The sequence below is a fragment of the Cellulomonas sp. HD19AZ1 genome, from assembly GCF_004535805.1.
GTDB classification, from domain to species: domain Bacteria; phylum Actinomycetota; class Actinomycetes; order Actinomycetales; family Cellulomonadaceae; genus Cellulomonas; species Cellulomonas iranensis.
This window is the reverse complement of the sequence record NZ_SPHX01000003.1, coordinates 487,951-504,172: the sequence shown is the minus strand read 5'-3', so window position 1 is coordinate 504,172 and position 16,222 is coordinate 487,951. Positions and strand designations below refer to the sequence as shown.

Annotated in this window: 14 protein-coding genes; 5 read left to right on the top strand and 9 right to left on the bottom strand. The window is 75.4% G+C overall.

The window, feature by feature from the left end; translation table 11 throughout:
- Positions 1–618 carry an L-threonylcarbamoyladenylate synthase gene (locus E4A51_RS08500; protein WP_087508809.1) on the bottom strand — a complete coding sequence of 206 codons (618 nt, stop codon included), beginning with the start codon at positions 616–618 and terminating at the stop codon, positions 1–3.
- A 78-nt stretch (positions 619–696) separates the two neighbouring features.
- Complete coding sequence (locus E4A51_RS08495; protein ID WP_134851446.1) at positions 697–834, bottom strand: DUF4179 domain-containing protein; 138 nt, start codon at positions 832–834, stop codon at positions 697–699.
- Positions 835–1,132: 298 nt separating this feature from the next.
- On the opposite strand from E4A51_RS08495, the gene E4A51_RS08490 reads away from it, so the two are divergent.
- Together E4A51_RS08490 and E4A51_RS08485 are read left to right on the top strand one after the other, a co-directional pair.
- Positions 1,133–1,915: an ABC transporter ATP-binding protein gene (locus E4A51_RS08490; RefSeq protein WP_134851445.1), complete on the top strand. Its 783-nt coding sequence runs from the start codon at positions 1,133–1,135 to the stop codon at positions 1,913–1,915.
- Entirely contained in the window at positions 1,915–4,503 is a 2,589-nt protein-coding gene (locus tag E4A51_RS08485; RefSeq protein ID WP_134851444.1) for an ABC transporter permease, read from the top strand. The genes E4A51_RS08490 and E4A51_RS08485 overlap by 1 nt, the downstream gene beginning before the upstream one ends.
- Positions 4,504–4,571: 68 nt before the next feature.
- Here the strand turns inward: E4A51_RS08485 and E4A51_RS08480 are convergent, their stop codons facing one another.
- Positions 4,572–6,632: an elongation factor G gene (locus tag E4A51_RS08480; protein ID WP_134851443.1), complete on the bottom strand. Its 2,061-nt coding sequence runs from the start codon at positions 6,630–6,632 to the stop codon at positions 4,572–4,574.
- Positions 6,633–6,790: 158 nt separating this feature from the next.
- Positions 6,791–7,756, bottom strand: coding sequence for an FKBP-type peptidyl-prolyl cis-trans isomerase (locus E4A51_RS08475; RefSeq protein ID WP_167748859.1), 966 nt, complete (start codon positions 7,754–7,756; stop codon positions 6,791–6,793).
- A 227-nt stretch (positions 7,757–7,983) separates the two neighbouring features.
- Here E4A51_RS08475 and E4A51_RS08470 point away from each other — a divergent pair, with 227 nt between their 5' ends.
- A complete protein-coding gene (locus tag E4A51_RS08470) occupies positions 7,984–8,805 on the top strand; it encodes a GyrI-like domain-containing protein (RefSeq protein WP_206119994.1) in 822 nt (273 codons plus the stop codon).
- A gap of 97 nt (positions 8,806–8,902) precedes the next feature.
- Here E4A51_RS08470 and E4A51_RS08465 read toward each other — a convergent pair whose 3' ends face one another.
- From E4A51_RS08465 to E4A51_RS08450, 4 genes are all read right to left on the bottom strand, one after another.
- Positions 8,903–10,597, bottom strand: coding sequence for an alpha-amylase family protein (locus tag E4A51_RS08465; protein WP_134851442.1), 1,695 nt, complete (start codon positions 10,595–10,597; stop codon positions 8,903–8,905).
- Positions 10,594–11,625 carry a TIGR03885 family FMN-dependent LLM class oxidoreductase gene (locus E4A51_RS08460; RefSeq protein WP_134851441.1) on the bottom strand — a complete coding sequence of 344 codons (1,032 nt, stop codon included), beginning with the start codon at positions 11,623–11,625 and terminating at the stop codon, positions 10,594–10,596. Before E4A51_RS08460 ends, E4A51_RS08465 begins: the two co-directional genes overlap by 4 nt.
- Before the next feature lie 89 nt (positions 11,626–11,714).
- Positions 11,715–12,374 (bottom strand): response regulator transcription factor, encoded by a 660-nt coding sequence (locus E4A51_RS08455; RefSeq protein WP_134851440.1) that lies wholly within the window; start codon positions 12,372–12,374, stop codon positions 11,715–11,717.
- A complete protein-coding gene (locus tag E4A51_RS08450; protein ID WP_134851439.1) occupies positions 12,371–13,618 on the bottom strand; it encodes a sensor histidine kinase in 1,248 nt (415 codons plus the stop codon). Before E4A51_RS08450 ends, E4A51_RS08455 begins: the two co-directional genes overlap by 4 nt.
- Before the next feature lie 117 nt (positions 13,619–13,735).
- Between E4A51_RS08450 and E4A51_RS08445 the strand changes: the two genes are divergently transcribed.
- On the top strand, positions 13,736–14,410 hold the full coding sequence (locus tag E4A51_RS08445) for a hypothetical protein (RefSeq protein ID WP_082131500.1): 675 nt from the start codon (positions 13,736–13,738) through the stop codon (positions 14,408–14,410).
- Between the two features lie 18 nt (positions 14,411–14,428).
- Here E4A51_RS08445 and E4A51_RS08440 read toward each other — a convergent pair whose 3' ends face one another.
- A complete protein-coding gene (locus tag E4A51_RS08440) occupies positions 14,429–14,773 on the bottom strand; it encodes a helix-turn-helix domain-containing protein (RefSeq protein ID WP_046530895.1) in 345 nt (114 codons plus the stop codon).
- A gap of 208 nt (positions 14,774–14,981) precedes the next feature.
- On the opposite strand from E4A51_RS08440, the gene E4A51_RS08435 reads away from it, so the two are divergent.
- Positions 14,982–15,845: an SDR family oxidoreductase gene (locus E4A51_RS08435; RefSeq protein WP_134851438.1), complete on the top strand. Its 864-nt coding sequence runs from the start codon at positions 14,982–14,984 to the stop codon at positions 15,843–15,845.
- Positions 15,846–16,222: the final 377 nt, after the last annotated feature.

Here is a 16,222-nt window from a genome sequence, read left to right as displayed (position 1 = left end):
TCAGAAGCGCGTCGGGTCGCCCGCGCCCTCGCGCACGACCTCGGGCGCGCCCGACGTCCAGTCGACGACCGTGGTGGGGCCGGTGTCGCGCTCGCCGCCGTCGACGACCGCGTCGAGCTGGTCGTCGAGCTCCTCCTTGATCTGCCAGCCCTCGGTCATGGGCCAGTCGTGGCCGGGCATGAGCAGCGAGGACGACAGCAGGGGCTCGCCGAGCTCGCGCAGAATCGCGCACGCGACCGGGTCGTCGGGGATGCGCACGCCCACCGAGCGCTTCTTGGGGTGCGCGAGCCGGCGCGGCACCTCGGGCGTCGCGAGCAGGATGAACGTGTACGGGCCCGGGGTCGCGGCCTTGATGGCGCGGAACGCGCTGTTGTCGAGGTGCACGAGCTGCCCGAGCTGCGCGAAGTCGGAGCACACGAGCGTGAAGTGGTGCCGATCGTCGAGGTGCCGGATGCGGCGGATGCGCTCGGCGCCGTCGTGGTTGTCCATGCGCGTGCCGAGCGCGTACATCGAGTCGGTCGGGTAGGCGATCACCGCGTCGTCGCGCAGCATCGCGACGACCTGCGCGATCGAGCGCGGCTGCGGGTCGGTCGGGTGCACGTCGAGGTAGCGGGCCATGGCGTCCAGCGTAGGAGCCCGGCGGTGACGCCGCGCGTGCGCCCGCCGCCCCGGCCGCGGTGCGCGCCCGGCCGGGGGTCAGCCCCGGCCGACCAGCGTCTCCACGACGGGCAGGCCCAGGTGCGACGCGAGCGCCGGGTTCGCCACGACCCCCAGGACGCTCCCCAGGGCGACCGCCCCCGCGACCGAGCACACACGTCGTAGCAGCGCGAACACCGGGACCTCCGTCTCTGCGGTCCGCCCGTGCGGCGGCGCCGTGCCTCCAGCCTTCCGTCGCGGGCGCCGTCGGGACATCCGGTGCACCCCCGGAACCGACCCCCTGGCTCACCCCACCCCGATGCGGGGGGTGTCCCCGTCGCACCCGCGAGGTCGTCCGACGAATACGGCATAGCGACGCGCTGACCAGGACATACGTCCCCGGGGGTGACCCTGAGGACGTCCAGGGGACGTTCAGGGTCAGGCCCGGGGGTTTACCCGGTGTCGCGCGGGGGGCCCGCGGCGGGACGATTCTCGTGTGACCCTCACCGACACCTCGGCGCGCAGCACCGCGCCCATCGCCACCGCCCGCGGCCTCGTGCGCACCTACGGCTCCGGCCCCACGGCCGTGCACGCCCTCGCGGGCGTCGACCTCGACGTCGAGCGCGGCAAGCTCACCGCGACCATGGGCCCCTCCGGCTCGGGCAAGTCCACGCTCATGCACTGCCTCGCCGGCCTCGACCGCCCCACCGCGGGCTCGGTCGTCGTCGACGGCGAGGAGGTGTCGGCGATGTCCGAGCGGCACCTCACGCGCCTGCGCCGCGACCGCATCGGCTTCGTCTTCCAGGCGTTCAACCTCGTGCCGATGCTCACGGCGCTCGAGAACATCACGCTGCCGCTCGACATCGCGCGCCGCCCCGTCGACCGCGAGCACCTCGACGCGGTGGTGCAGGCCGTCGGCCTCGCGGACCGCCTGCACCACAAGCCGGGCGAGCTGTCCGGCGGGCAGCAGCAGCGCGTCGCGTGCGCACGTGCGCTCGTCACGCGCCCGGCCGTCGTGTTCGCCGACGAGCCCACCGGCAACCTCGACTCGACGTCCGCGCACGAGGTGCTGTCGTTCCTGCGCCGTTCGGTCGACGAGCTCGGCCAGTCCATCGTCATGGTCACGCACGACGCGACCGCCGCGTCCTACGCCGACCGCGTGCTGTTCCTCGCCGACGGCCGGATCGTCGACGAGCTCACCGAGCCCACGCCCGACACGGTCCTCGAGCGCCTCGGCGCGCTGACCCGCCGGCCCGCCGCGTCCGTGAAGGCCGGCTGATGCTGCGGGTGACCCTGCGCGGGGTCCGTGCGCACGCCGTGCGCTTCGCGCTCTCGATCCTCGCGGTCGCGCTCGGCGTCTCGTTCGTCGCCGGCACGTTCGCGCTGCGCACCATGATGTCCGACACGTTCCACGGCATCGTCGACGCGACCGCCCCCGCCGACGCGTACCTGCGCGGCGCGCAGGAGGCGCCCAGCGGTGCCGCACCCGGCGGCGTCGGGGTCGGCGAGGTCCGCACGCCCGTCGCGATCGGGCTGGCCGACGCGGTCGCCGACGTCGCCGGCGTGCGTCTCGCGGGCGCCGACGTGTCCGGGCCGATCGTCCTCGTCGGGGCCGACGGCACGGCCGTGCAGTCCACGCAGGCGCCGTCGCTCGGCATCGCCGCGAACCCCGACGACCCCACGTTCGAGGTCGTCGCGGGCCGCGCGCCGGTCGGCGCGGGCGAGGTCGCGCTCGAGCAGGTGACGCTCGAGTCGTCGGGTCTCGCGATCGGCGACAGCACGCGCGTCGTCGTGTCCGGCGAGGTCCGGGACGTCGAGGTCGTCGGCGAGATCGCCGGCGGCGGGCCCATGGCGGGCGCGACGCTGGTGTTCCTCGACCCGGCCGTCGCCGAGGCCGCCTACGCGCCCGAGGGCCTCGTGCCGACGATCTCGGTGTACGCGCAGGACGGCGTGAGCGAGCAGCAGCTCGTCGAGCGCCTCGACGCGGCGCTCGCGGACGGCACGCTCGGTGCCGACGCGGACGGCGCCGAGGCGGTCGCGGGCGAGACGCTGCGGGCCGACCTGCGGGGCGACATCGACCAGATGCTCGGGTTCGTCACGTCGTTCCTCATGATCTTCGCGGTCATCTCGCTGTTCGTCGGCGGGTACCTCATCTCCAACACGTTCACGATGTCGGTGCGGCAGCGCGTCCGGGAGTTCGCGCTCCTGCGCGCCGTCGGAGCGTCGCCCGCGCAGGTGTTCGCGGTGGTCGTCGGCCAGGCCGTGCTCGTGGGCCTGGTGGGTGCGGCGGTCGGCGTGGCCGGCGGCCTGGGCCTGGTCTCGCTGCTGCGGCTCGTGTTCGAGCAGATGGGCATGGACCTGGTCGGCAGCATCCCGCTCGACGTGACCACGGTCGCCGTGTGCCTCGGCATCGGCGCGGTCGTCTCCGCGGTCGCCGCGGCGATCCCCGGCCGGCGTGCCGCACTCGTCGCCCCGGTCGAGGCCATGCGCGGCGAGGTCACCGTCCCGGAGCGCTCGCTGCGCGTGCGGGGCCTGGTCGGCGGCGTCGTCGTCGCGCTCGGCGCCGCCGCGGTGCTGTTCGCGGCGCTGCGACCCGAGTCGGGTGCCGCCGAGGGGCTGCTCGGTGCGGGCGCCGGGGTCGTGCTGATCGGCGTGCTCGTCGCGGCGCCGTCGATGTCGCGCGCCGTGGTGCGCGTGCTCGCGGTGCCGTTCGTCAAGGCGCTGCCGCCCGTGGGGCGGCTCGCGCAGGGCAACGTCGTGCGCAACCCGCGCCGCACCGCGAGCACCGCGGGCGCGCTCGTCATCGGCATGGCCCTGGTCGGCGGGGTGTCCGTCATCGCGGCCACCACGCAGGCGTCGCTCGTGTCGACGGTCGAGAGCAGCACGACCGCCGACCTGGTGCTCCGCTCCGCGACCGGCACGATCCCCGCGGGGGCCGTCGCCGACGTGCAGGGACTGTCCGAGGCGGGCCGCGCGGCCGCCGTCACGTTCACGACGGCCGCCGTCTCGCCGGAGCCCGGCGTCGACCCGGGGCCGAAGGACGTCGGCGCGGTGCTCGCGAGCCCGGAGGGGCTCATCGACGGCACCGTGAAGGTCGAGGTCGTCGACGGCGACCCCGCCACGCTCGACGCGACCCACGCGGTCGTCAACGAGCGGGTCCTCGGCAAGGACTGGCGGGTCGGCGACGAGGTCACGATCCGCAGCGCCACGGCCGAGCGGACGCTCACGGTCGGCGCGGTCATCGACACCCGCGTGCTCGGCACGGGCGTGCTCGTCACGCCGGGCGTGCTCGACGAGCTCGCCCCGGCCACGTCGCAGCTCACCGACACGGTGTTCATCGACGCCGCGGCGGGCGTGAGCGCCGCGGAGCTGCGCTCGGCCGTGACCGGCGCGGTCGCGCCGTACGTGGTGGTCTCGGTCCAGGACCGCGACCAGTTCGTCGACCAGATGGCGAGCCAGGTCGACCAGCTCCTGGTCATCCTGTACGCGCTGCTCGGGCTCTCGCTGCTCATCGCGGTGCTCGGCATCGTCAACACGCTCGCGCTGTCCGTGATCGAGCGGACGCGGGAGATCGGCCTGCTGCGGGCCGTCGGCCTGGGCCGGCTGCAGCTCGCGGGCGTCGTCACCGTCGAGTCGGTGCTCACCGCCGTGTTCGGCACGGTCGTCGGGCTCGGCGTGGGCGTGGGGCTGGCCTCGGTGCTGCCCCGGGTCTTCGCCGAGGAGGGGCTCGACCGGCTCGTCGTCCCGTGGGGCGGCCTGGCCGCGATGCTCGGCATCGCGATCGTGGTCGGCGTGCTGGCGGCGGTGTGGCCCGGGACGCGTGCGGCGCGGCTGCGCGTGCTCGACGCGATCGCCACGCCCGACTGACGGGCGCGGGCGGGGCCGGGACGGGCCGGGTGCGGTGGAGGGAACCGCACCCGGCCCGTCCGGCCGTCTCAGGCCGGCGTCAGGTGCTCCGGGCAGGGCGCGTAGTGGTCGGGCTCGACCGTGACGTCCCCGCGTCCGCCCGTGAGCGAGCGCAGGTCCAGCACGTAGCGTGTCAGCTCGGCCTCCGGCACGGTCGCCTCGACGACGACGTCCCCGTCGTCGCGCGACGCGGTGTCGATGATGCGCCCGCGCCGCGCGGACAGGTCGCTCATGACGTCGCCCTGCGCGGCGGACGGCACCGTGAGGCGCACGCGGCACACGGGCTCCAGCACGACCGTGCCCGCCGCCGCGAGCGCGTCCCGCAGCCCCGCGGCCGCCGCGGTGCGGAACGCCATGTCCGACGAGTCGACCGCGTGCGCCCTGCCGTCGACGACCTCGACGCGCACGTCCACCACGGGGTACCCGTGCGGGCCGCCCGCGGCCATCGCGTCGCGCACGCCACGCTCGACGGCCGGCAGGTACGAGCGAGGGATCGCCCCGCCCACCACCGAGTCGACGAACGCGAAGCCCTCGCCGCGCGGCAGCGGCTGCACGCGCAGCTGCACGACCGCGAACTGCCCGTGCCCGCCCGACTGCTTCTTGACGCGCCCCTCGGCGGCGGCCTCGTGCGCGATCGTCTCGCGGTAGCCGACCGGCACGTCGGACGTGCGCACGTGCACGCCGAACACGCGCGCGAGCCGTTCGAGCGCCACGCCCAGGTGCGTGTCGCCGAGGCCGCGCAGCACGGTGCGGCCGCCGACCCGGTCGACCGCGAGCGTCGTGTCCTCGGCCACGAGCCGGGCGAGGGCGGCGGACAGGCGGTCGTCGTCGGACTGCGTGACCGGGTCGAGCGCGAGCGCGTACCCGGCGTGCCGGGCGCGCGGCGGCGGTGCGGTGACGAACGTGCCGGGCGTGCCCCTGGCGGCCAGCAGCGACCCCGCGGGGGTGCCCGTGAGCTTCGCGACCGCGGCCACCTGCCCGGCGACCGCCACGTCGACGGGCTCGTGCTCCTTGCCGCGGAGCCGGAACAGTCCCGGCACGCGCTCCTCGACGCGCGTCGTGGTGTTGACCAGCCGGTCGCCGGGTCGCACCGTGCCGGACAGCACCCGGAACACCGTGACCTGCCCGACGAACGGGTCGGCGACGGTGCGGAACGCGTGCAGCAGCGCGGGGCCGTCGGGGTCGGGCGCGACGGGCACCTCGGTGTCGCCGGCGCGGACCGTGCGGGTCCGCGCGTCGGGGCCGGGGCACAGCGCGCACAGCAGCTCGGCGAGGCGGTCCACGCCGACGCCCGTCGTGCCTGACGCGACCAGCACGGGCACGGCCCGCCCCGCGCAGACCTCGCGCGCGAGCGTGCGACCGAGCTCGGCGGGCGTCGGCTCGTCGCCCGCGAGGTAGCGCTCGAGCTGGTCGTCGTCGTGCGCGACGATCTCCTCGGTGACCTCCTCGTGCAGGCGGTGCTCCTCGTCCGCGACGTCCGCGGGCAGCGCCTCGTCGTGGTGCCGCCCGTCCGGGTCGTACGCGTGGCCGGCCTCGCTCAGCACGTCCGCGACGCCCGTGAAGCCGGCCTCGTCGCCGAACGGCAGCTCGAGCGGCACGAGCCGCGCGTCGCCGAACGCCGCGCGCAGGTCGTCCAGCACGCGGTGGAAGTCGGCGCGCGCCTTGTCCTCCTTGGTCACGACGACGACGCGCGGCACACCGGCCTCGCCGGCCGCGCGCCACGCCAGGTGGGTGCCCGCCTGCACGCCGTCGACGGCGCTGACCACAACCATCGCGAGGTCGGCGACGGACAGGGCGGCGTCGACGGCGCCCGCGAAGTCGAGGGACCCGGGGGTGTCGAGCAGCGTCACGTCGTACTCGTGGCCGTCGTCGGCGCGCCAGCGCAGGGGCGCCACGCCGAGCGTCAGCGACACGCCGCGGGCGATCTCCTCGGGCTCGTGGTCGCTCACCGTGCTGCCGTCCTCGACGCGGCCCGCGCGGGGGATCGCGCCGGCGCGGTGCAGCAGCGCCTCGGTGAGCGTCGTCTTGCCGGAGCCGGACGCGCCGAGCAGCGCGACCGTGCGGGATCGGGGCGTCGTTGCCTGGTCCATGAGGACCCTCCCACGCTGGAGGTTGTCGTCCCGTCAGCGTAGGACCGGCCGTCGTGCGGCGGCAGGACGTGGGTCCCGGTGACCGGGGTGCACGACGACGGGGCCGGGCCGTCCGCTCGTGGTGAGCGGCGGCCCGGCCCCGTGCCGGGTGCTGCGGGTCAGCCCGCGGCGAGGATGTCCACGACGAACACGAGCGTCGAGCCCGCGGGGATCGTGTCGCGCTCGATGTCGCCGTACGCCTTGTCCGGGGGCACGACGAGCAGGACCTGGCTGCCGACCTTCTGGCCGACGAGACCCTCGTCCCAGCCGGTGATGACCTGCTGGACGCCGATCCCGAACGACGCGGGCGCGCCGCGGTCCCACGACGAGTCGAACGGCGAGCCGTCCCACAGCCAGCCGCTGTACTGCACGGTGATGGTCTGGCCGGACTCGACCGCGGGGCCGTCGCCCTCGATGAGGGGCTGCACCACGAGCTCGGTGGGCGCGTCGCCGTCGACGGGCTCGATGGACGGCTTGCCGGTGTCGTCGAGCGTGATGGCGGGCAGGCCCGCGGCCGGCTCGACGGGCGTGCCCACCGCGCGGCTGGGGCGCTTGCCGACGACCTCGCCGACCGCGACCGCGGTCGTGTCGCCCGCGGGCACGGCGAACGCGAAGCGCGTGCCGACCTTGTTGCCGACCAGCAGGTCGGAGATGACGGAGACGAGCGCGTCGTCGCTCACGACGACCTGCTCGGGCTTGCCGTTCTTCCACGTCGAGGAGTCGACGGTGCCGTCGGTGCCCTTCACCCACACCGAGTCGAGGTCGATCATGTCGCCCGCCGCGATCTCCTCGCCGGTGCCGTCGTCGAGCAGGCGGGCGACCGGCGCGGACACCGTGAACGGCGTGCTGGGCAGCGTGACGGTCGGCTCGGCGCCGACGGCGCCGTCGACGACGACGGCCTCGAGCGCGGCGACGTCCTCGGCGGTCGCGGTCGCGTCGGGGGCGGGGGTCGCCGCCGCGTCGGTGGGTGCCGGGGTCGTCGGGTCGGCGCCCGCCTCACCGCTGCACGCGGCGAGGGTGAGGCTGAGCGCCAGCACCGCGGCGGCGGCGCGCAGCGCTGTGCGGGCGGTGGTGGGGCGTCGCACGAGGGGTCCTCCGGGGGTTGCGGGGTGCCACCGCGGGGTGCGCGACGACCCAGGCACGGTACGTGACGGACCTGGGAGGTGCCCAGGACGTCCATCCACGAATCGTTTCGGCGGACGGGGTCGGGGCGCGCGCGGACCGCCTCCTGCGGGAGCCGCGGACGCGCGCCGCCGGGTCCCGGCCCGGGGCCGCTTGCCTCTGCCACGGTGTGAGGGTGTGCGGTGACGACATGGATCACGACGGCAGGATGCTGCGGATCGGCGCGTTCTCGACGCTGTCCCGGATCAGCGTGCGCATGCTGCGGTACTACCAGGAGCACGGCGTGCTCGAGCCGGCCGCGGTGGACCCGTTCACGGGGCACCGCTGGTACCGGGCCGAGCAGATCGCCGACGCCCACCTGGCGGTGCTGCTGCGCGACGCGGGGTTCGGGGTCGAGGCCATCGCGGACCTCCTGGCGTCGACGGGTGATCCCGCCGGGGTCGAGGCCGCGGTCGCCGCGCAGCGTGCGGAGCTCGCACGCCGCGCGGACGACCTGCGGTCGCAGCTGACGGCCCTGGACCGTGTCAGCACCGCACTGGGAGGACGCACCATGCACGACGTCACGCTCACCACCTTCCCGCCCGCCGTCCTGGCGGGCCTGCGCCGGGTCCTGCCCGGCTACTCCGACGAGGGCCTGCTGTGGCAGGAGCTCATGCCCCTGCTCGGGCGCGCCGGTGCCGTCCCGGCGCCCGACGCGACGGCCGGCGCCACGTTCCACGACCCCGACCACCGCGAGAGCGACGTGGACGTCGAGGTGTGGATCGAGGTCGCGGCACCGTTCGAGGCGGCCGCGCCGCTGACGTGCCGCACCGAGCCCGCACGCGAGGCGGCGGTCGCGACGCTGCGCGGCGACTACGCGGGCGTCGGCGACGTCATGGCGTCGCTCGGCGCGTTCGTCGCCGAGCGCGGCCTCGAGACGGGCCCGATGTTCAACGTCTACCGGGTGGGGCCGCAGCAGAGCCCCGACCCCGCGGACTGGGTCACGGACGTGTGCCTGCCGGTCGTGCGCTGACGCGGCTCGCCGAGCCGGGCGACGACCGTCGGACGTGCGGGGGTGCCGCCGTCGTCCGGCGGCACCCCCGCACGCGTCGTCGGGCCGGCCTCGCGCCTCAGAGCAGGCGGCGCGAGTCCGGGTGCACGACGCGCAGCCACCGCCACCCGTACCCGTCGAGCTCGACCTCGACGCGGCCCCTGTCGTCCGGCACGTGCTCGTCGTCCTCCAGGAGGTCGATGAGCCGGCACGTGGCGTCGGTGTCGGGCAGGTGCAGCGGCACGCGCACGGCCTCGGGGCCGAGGTTGTGCAGCGCGACCGTCGACGCGTCCTGCCACGTCGAGCGGTGCGCGAGCACCGAGCGGTGCGGCTGGTCGAGGATCTCGACCGCGCCAGTCCACCCCAGCTCGGGGCTCTCGCGGTAGCGCCGCGCGAGCTTCTGCACGAAGTTCAGCAGCGAGTCAGGGTCGCGGCGCTGGTCCGACACGTTGACGTGCGCGGGCCCGAACGCGCCCTCGGTCACGGGCCCGGCCAGGCGCGACGGCGCGGCGGCCGAGAACCCGGCGTTCTTGCCCGACGTCCACTGCATCGGCGTGCGCACGGCCAGCCGGCCCTCGGCCGCGAGGTTCTCGCCCATGCCGATCTCCTCGCCGTAGAACAGCACGGGCGTGCCCGGCAGGGTGAACAGCAGGCTGTAGACCATGCGGACGCGGCGCGGGTCGCCCTGCACCATCGGCGGCAGGCGGCGTCGCAGGCCGCGGCCGTAGAGCTGCACCTCCTCGTCGGGGCCGAACGCGTCGAACACCTCCTGCCGCTCGGCGTCGCTCAGCTGGTCGAGCGTCAGCTCGTCGTGGTTGCGCACGAACGTCGCCCACTGCGCGTCCGACGGGATCGCGGGCCGGGACTCCAGCACGTCGGCCAGCACGCGCGCGTCCTGCCGCGCGAGCGCGAGGTACATGCGCTGCATGAGCACGAAGTCGAACTGCAGGTTCAGCTCGGCGCCCTCGTGCTCGCCGTCGTCGTCGTGGTCGCCGAAGAACAGGCGTTGCTGGTCGTACGGCAGGTTGACCTCGCCCATGAGGATCGAGTCGCCCGTGCGCCGCGAGAGGAACGCGCGCAGCTGCTGCAGGAACTGGTGCGGGTGGTCGACGTCGTCGCCCCGGCCCTTCGCCGCGTCGGCCAGGAAGAACGGCACGGCGTCGACCCGGAACCCGTCCAGGCCCAGCTGCGCCCAGTAGCCCACGACCTTCGCGATCGCGTCCCGCACCTGCGGGTTCGCGGTGTTGAGGTCGGGCTGGTGGCGGTAGAACCGGTGCCGGTACCAGGCGCCCGCCTGCTCGTCGTACGTCCAGATGCCGTCCTCCTTGTCGGGGAAGACGACCTCGTCCGACGTGTCCGGCGGCGGGTCCTCGCGCCACACGTACCAGTCGCGGTACGGGCTGTCCTTCGAGCGGCGCGCGGCGCGGAACCACGGGTGCCGGTCGGACGTGTGGTTGACGACGAGGTCGGCGATGACGCGGATCCCGCGGTCGTTCGCGGTGCGGATCAGCTCGACGAGGTCGCCGCCGTCGCCCAGGCGCGGGTCGACCGCGTAGTAGTCGGTGATGTCGTAGCCGTCGTCGCGGTCCGCCGTCGGGTAGAACGGCATGAGCCACAGGCACGTCACGCCGAGCTCGGCGAGGTGGTCGATGCGCTGCACGAGCCCGGGCAGGTCGCCGATGCCGTCGTCGTCCCAGTCCATGTACGTCTCGACGTCGAGGCAGTAGATCACCGCGGACTTCCACCACAGGTCGCCGGTGTCGCGGATCCTCACGCGCGCACCGCCTTCAGGGCGGGCAGCAGGTGCTCGGCGGCCATGTCGACGAACGCCTCGAGCGACGACGACGGGGACGTGCGGACCTCGGTCGCGTCGGGGTGCTTCTCGTCCGACGGCACCACGTCGGTCGCGACCTGGTGCAGGTAGACCGCGTCGAACCCGATCGCCGCGAGCTCGACGAGCCGTGCGGCCAGTCGCTGCGGGTCGTGCTCGACCAGGACGGACGTGCGCAGCACGTCGTCGCTCACCTTGTCGGCGATCGCGTCGAACGCCTCGGGCGTGTCGAGGTCCCACGCGACGGGCGGGCCGATCGCGTTGCCCGCCCACTGCTGCCGCGCGAGCCGCAGCGCCTCGTCCTCGTCGGGCGCGAACGACACGTGCACCTGCAGCGACGCCTCGCCGCGGCCGCCCGCGTCGCGGTACGCGCCGAGCACGCGGCGCAGCGTCTCGGGCGGCTGGTTGACGGTCACCAGGCCGTCGGCCCAGCGCGCGTGGTTCGCGGCGGTCGCCTCGCTGACCGCCGGGCCGACGAGCAGCGGCTTCACGTCGGGCAGCGTCCACAGCTTCGCGCGGTCGACCTTCACCAGGCCGTCGTGCGTGACCTCCTCGCCGTCGAGCAGCGCGCGGATCACGTCGACGCACTCGACCAGCCGCGCGTCGCGCACCGGCTTGGGCAGCCAGCCGTCCCCGGTGATGTGCTCGTTCATGTTCTCGCCCGAGCCCAGCGCGACCCAGAACCGCCCCGGGTACATCGCCGCGAGCGTCGCCGCCGCCTGCGCGACGATCGCCGGGTGGTACCGCTGACCCGGCGCGTTGACCACGCCGAACGGCAGCCGCGTCGTCGCGAGCGCCGACCCCAGCCACGTCCACGCGAACCCGGAGTGCCCCTGGTGCGCCGACCACGGCGCCCAGTGGTCGCTGCACATCGCGGCGTCGAAGCCGCGCTGCTCCGCGAGCTGCGTCGCCGCCAGCAGCGCGGAGGGATGGACCTGCTCGTGGGAGTTGTGGAAGCCGACGCGCACCATGCGCCCCTTTCCTACCGGCTGGACGCGCGACCCGCTCGTCGAGCGCCGGCCCGGGTCGGCGCCGGACCCGGGGAGCCCGCCGGGACGCCTCAGCCCCGGGCGCCGCGCGCCAGCACCCCCGCCTGCAGCCGGGTGCGCACCCCGAGCTTCGCGAGCACGTGGCTGACGTGCGACTTCACGGTCGTCTCCGACACGACCAGCCGCTCGGCGATCTCGGCGTTCGACAGCCCGTCGCCGAGGCCGTCGAGCACGTCGCGCTCGCGGGCGGTGAGGGTCGCGAGCCGCTCGTCGTCCGGGCTGGGCGTCGGCTCGGGTGCCGCGACGGGCTGCGTCGCGACCGCGTCGAGCAGGCGCCGCGTCACCTCGGGCGCGAGCACGCCCTCGCCACCCGCGACCCGCCGCACGGCGTCGACCAGCTCGGCCGCCCCGACGGACTTCAGCAGGAACCCGGCCGCACCGGCACGCACCATGCCCAGCACGTACTCGTCGAGGTCGAACGTCGTCAGCGCGACCACGTCCGCGAGCCGCTCGCCCACGATCGCCGCGGTCGCCGTGATGCCGTCCGTGCCGGGCATGCGCACGTCCATGAGCACGACGTCGGGGCGCAGCGCGCGCGCCTGCCGCACCGCGACGTCGCCGTCGGACGCCTCGCCCACCACCTCGACGTCGCCCGACTGCTCGAGCATGAGGCGCAGACCCGCGCGGATCGCGGCGTGGTCGTCGGCGAGCAGCACCCGCACGGGCGTCATCGGGGGTCCTCCGGGGTGGGGGTCAGGGGGAGCGTCGCGCGCACGCGCCACACGTCGTCGGCCGGGCCCGCGGTGAGGGTCCCGCCGAGCGCGGCGGCGCGCTCGCGCATGGTCTGCAGGCCCGTCGACGACGACAGCGCGGGGTCGGCGGGTGCGGTCGCGTGCTCCGGCAGGGCGTTCTCGACGACGAGCGCGAGCGTGCTGCCGTCGCGCGTGCAGCGCACCGTCGCACGCCCCGCGCCGTGCTTGCGCGCGTTCGTCGCGGCCTCCTGCAGGATCCGGAACGCCGCGTGGTCGACCGCCGCGGGCAGGGCGTCCGGCACGTCGCCCAGCACGTCGAGGTCCAGGTCGCGCACCCGCGCGAGCCCCGCCGGGGCCGTCGTCGCGTCGGGTGCGGCGCCCTCGCGCAGCACGAGGATCATCGCGCGCATCTCGGTCAGCGCGTCGAGCGCACCCGTGCGCGCGGCCGTCAGCGCGGCGCGGTCGCGGTCCGTGTCCGGCGGTGCGTTGAGCGCCGCCCCGGTGTGGATCGCGACTGCCGACAGGTGGCCCGCGACCACGTCGTGCAGGTCGCGGGCCATGCGCGCACGCTCGTCCTGCACGGCGCGCACCCGGTCCAGGGCGGCGATGCGCGCGACGTCGTCGGCGTGCTCACGGGCCAGGTCGGCGCGGGCCCGCTCGGCGTCCGCGCGGCGCGCCTGCTCGGCCGCGAGGGCCTGCGAGCGGCGCACGTCGGTGCCCCACCACCACGGCGGCAGCAGCAGCGCGAGCGCGACGAGCGTGAGCTGCGCGACGTCCTGGGTCCCCAGACCCGCGACGACCGCCGCGACGGGCGTCGCCACGACCAGCGCCGTCAGCGTGCCCAGGACCGCCGCGCGCGGCCGGCCGGACGCCCGCACGGCGACCGTGAAGATCGCGTCGAACAGCACGAGGTACATGCCGAGGCTGCCGCCCAGCGCCGCGTCGGCCAGCGTGAGCACCGTGACGCCCACCAGCGCGCCCACGGGGTGCGTCCGTTTGCCGAGCAGCACGGTCGTCGCGACGACCAGCAGACCCGCCTGCCACGGCACCGGGCCGCCCGGCACGTCGACCAGCGGCACGTCGCTGCCGACCATGCGGACGTCCAGCGTCAGCAGCAGCAGACCCACCAGCAGCAGCGCCCCCGAGTCCCACCGCGCGGCCTGCGGGCTCTCGCGCGCGAGCCACCACGTCGCGTCGACGCGGCTGCGCAGGGCGGTGAGCATGCGCCCATCCCAGCACGCGCGCCGCCGCGGGCCCTCGTCCGAACGGAGGAGCGCCCGCGCGCAGGACGGTCCGTCCGCCGGACGCGGGCGCGGGCCGGTGCGCGCCACGGTGCTCGCATGGACGTCATCGGGTGGATCCGCGAGAACCCCGTCGCCGCGCTCGTCGTGGCCTGCGAGGTCGCGTTCTGGGTGTTCCTCGCGGCCGCGATCGTCGCGCGGTACGTGCTGCGACGTCGCCGGCTGTCGACCGTGCTGCTGCTGTGCGAGCCCGCCATCGAGGTGGTGCTGCTCGTCGCGACCGTCGGGGACCTGCTGCGCGGCTCCGAGCCCACGTGGACGCACGGGCTCGCGGCGCTCTACCTCGGGTTCACGGTCGGGTTCGGGAAGTACACCGTGCAGCGCGTCGACGCGTGGGTGGCCTGGCGGTTCTTCGACGGCCCGCGCCCGCCCAAGCCCCCGGCGGGCGGCCGCGCACGTCTCGCGCACGAGTGGCGGCTGTGGCTGCGCGTGCTGCTCGCGTGGACCGTCGCCGTGGCCGTGCTCGGCGTGCTGTGGCTCATCGCGAACGCGCCCGACCAGCGCGAGGTGCTGCTCGGATGGGGCGGACGGGCGACGCTCGTGCTCGTGCTGTGGTTCGTCACCGGGCCGGTGTGGCAGCTGTTCGCGGGCGGCCTGGGGGAGCGGGCGTCGGACGACGACGCGGACGGGGCCGCGTCCGACCGGTCGGTGGACCGGGCGTCCGGTCTCGCGCGCGGCGCCGCGTCGTCGGCGGGCCGCGACGGGGCGTCGTGACCCCGCGGCAGGCGGCCCTCAGGCGGTGCGCTCGCCGACGATCGCGTCCGCGTGGTCGACGATCCACGACATGAGCGGCAGCAGCCGCGTCGCGAGGTCGACGCCCAGCGGCGACAGCGCGTAGTCGACGCGCGGCGGCACGGTGGCCGTCACGGTCCGCTCGACCAGGCCGTCGGCCTCGAGCGTGCGCAGCGTCTGCGCGAGCATCTTCTCGCTGACGCCCTCGACGACGCGGCGCAGCTCGCCCCAGCGCAGCGTGCGCTCCGACAGCGCGACGAGCACGAGCACGCCCCACTTCGACGTCACGTGGTCGAGCACGACGCGGCTCGGGCACGCGGCGGGCAGCTGGCCCGCGGCGAGCATCTGCTGCAACGTGGAGGCCGTCGCCGGTGTGGTGGCCGTCACGTCGTCGACCACCGACATCGCTGCTGCCTGCATGCTCACCTCCGGGTAGGTACCCGACGAGAAGGTGGGTACCGGATGGTGGGAAAGTCTAGGTGCACACCGCCGTTGACCCGGACGAGCAACGCAGCACGCGGTCGTCCGGCCGCACCAACCGAGGAGGATCACCATGTCCGTCGTCGTCACCGGGGCCACCGGCCACCTGGGCCGTCTCGCCGTCGAGGGCCTGCTGGCCGCGGGCGTCACCGACGTCGTCGCCGGCGCGCGCGGCACCGACCGCGTCGCCGACCTCGTCGCCCGCGGGGCACGCGCCGCCGAGGTCGACTACGACCGCCCCGAGACGCTCGCCGCAGCCTTCGCCGGTGCCGACACGGTCGTGCTCGTCTCGGGCAGCGAGGTCGGGCGCCGCGTGCCGCAGCACCAGGCCGTCGCCGACGCCGCCGTCGCCGCGGGCGTCCGTCGCGTGGTCTACACGTCCGCGCCGCACGCCGACGCGACCGAGCTGGTGCTCGCGCCCGAGCACAAGGCCACCGAGGAGCTGCTCGCCGCGTCCGGCCTGGTCACGACGATCCTGCGCAACAACTGGTACACCGAGAACTACGTGCAGAGCCTGCAGCAGGCCGCCGCGACGGGTGAGATCGTCGGGTCGGTCGGGCAGGGTCGTGTCGCGTCGGCGTCGCGCCAGGACTTCGCTGACGCGATCGTCGCGGTCGTCACGGGCGAGGGCCACGACGGGCAGGTCTACGAGCTCGCGGGCGACGTCGCGTGGACGCACGACGAGCTCGCGGCCGCCGCGTCGCAGGTGCTCGGCCGTGACGTCGTCTACCGCGACGTCACGCCGGACGAGCAGCGCGCCGGGCTGCTGGCCGCGGGCCTCGACGAGGGCACCGCCGGGTTCGTCGTCGCGCTCGACCAGAACATCAAGGCGGGCACCCTCGCCGACACCGACGGCACGCTGCGCCGCCTCATCGGCCGCCCGACCACCCCCCTCGTCGACGGTCTGCGCGCCGCCTGGACCGCCGCGACCGCCTGACGGCCGACCGCGTCCCGCCCGGCTGCCCGCCGGGTGGGACGGTCCGTCCGCGAGACCGGGCCGGCGTCGTCGATCGCCTCGATGCGCGACACCGGCCCGGTCTCGTCGGATCGGCGTCCCGGCGGGTGGACGTCGGCCCCGTCATCGGTCGCGTGCGGGCGCTCGTCGGCGCGACGGATGACGGTGTCGTTCTCGGGTGTCCGCCGGGTGGGACAGGTCGCTCACGAGACCGGGCTGACGTCCTCCGTCGGCGAGGTTGCGTGACCTCAGCCCGGTCTCGTCGGGCCTACGTCCCAGGTCGTGGACGTCCGCCCCGTCATCGGTCGGCTTCGGGTGCTCGTCGGCACGACGGATGACCGTGTCGTCGGGTCGCAACC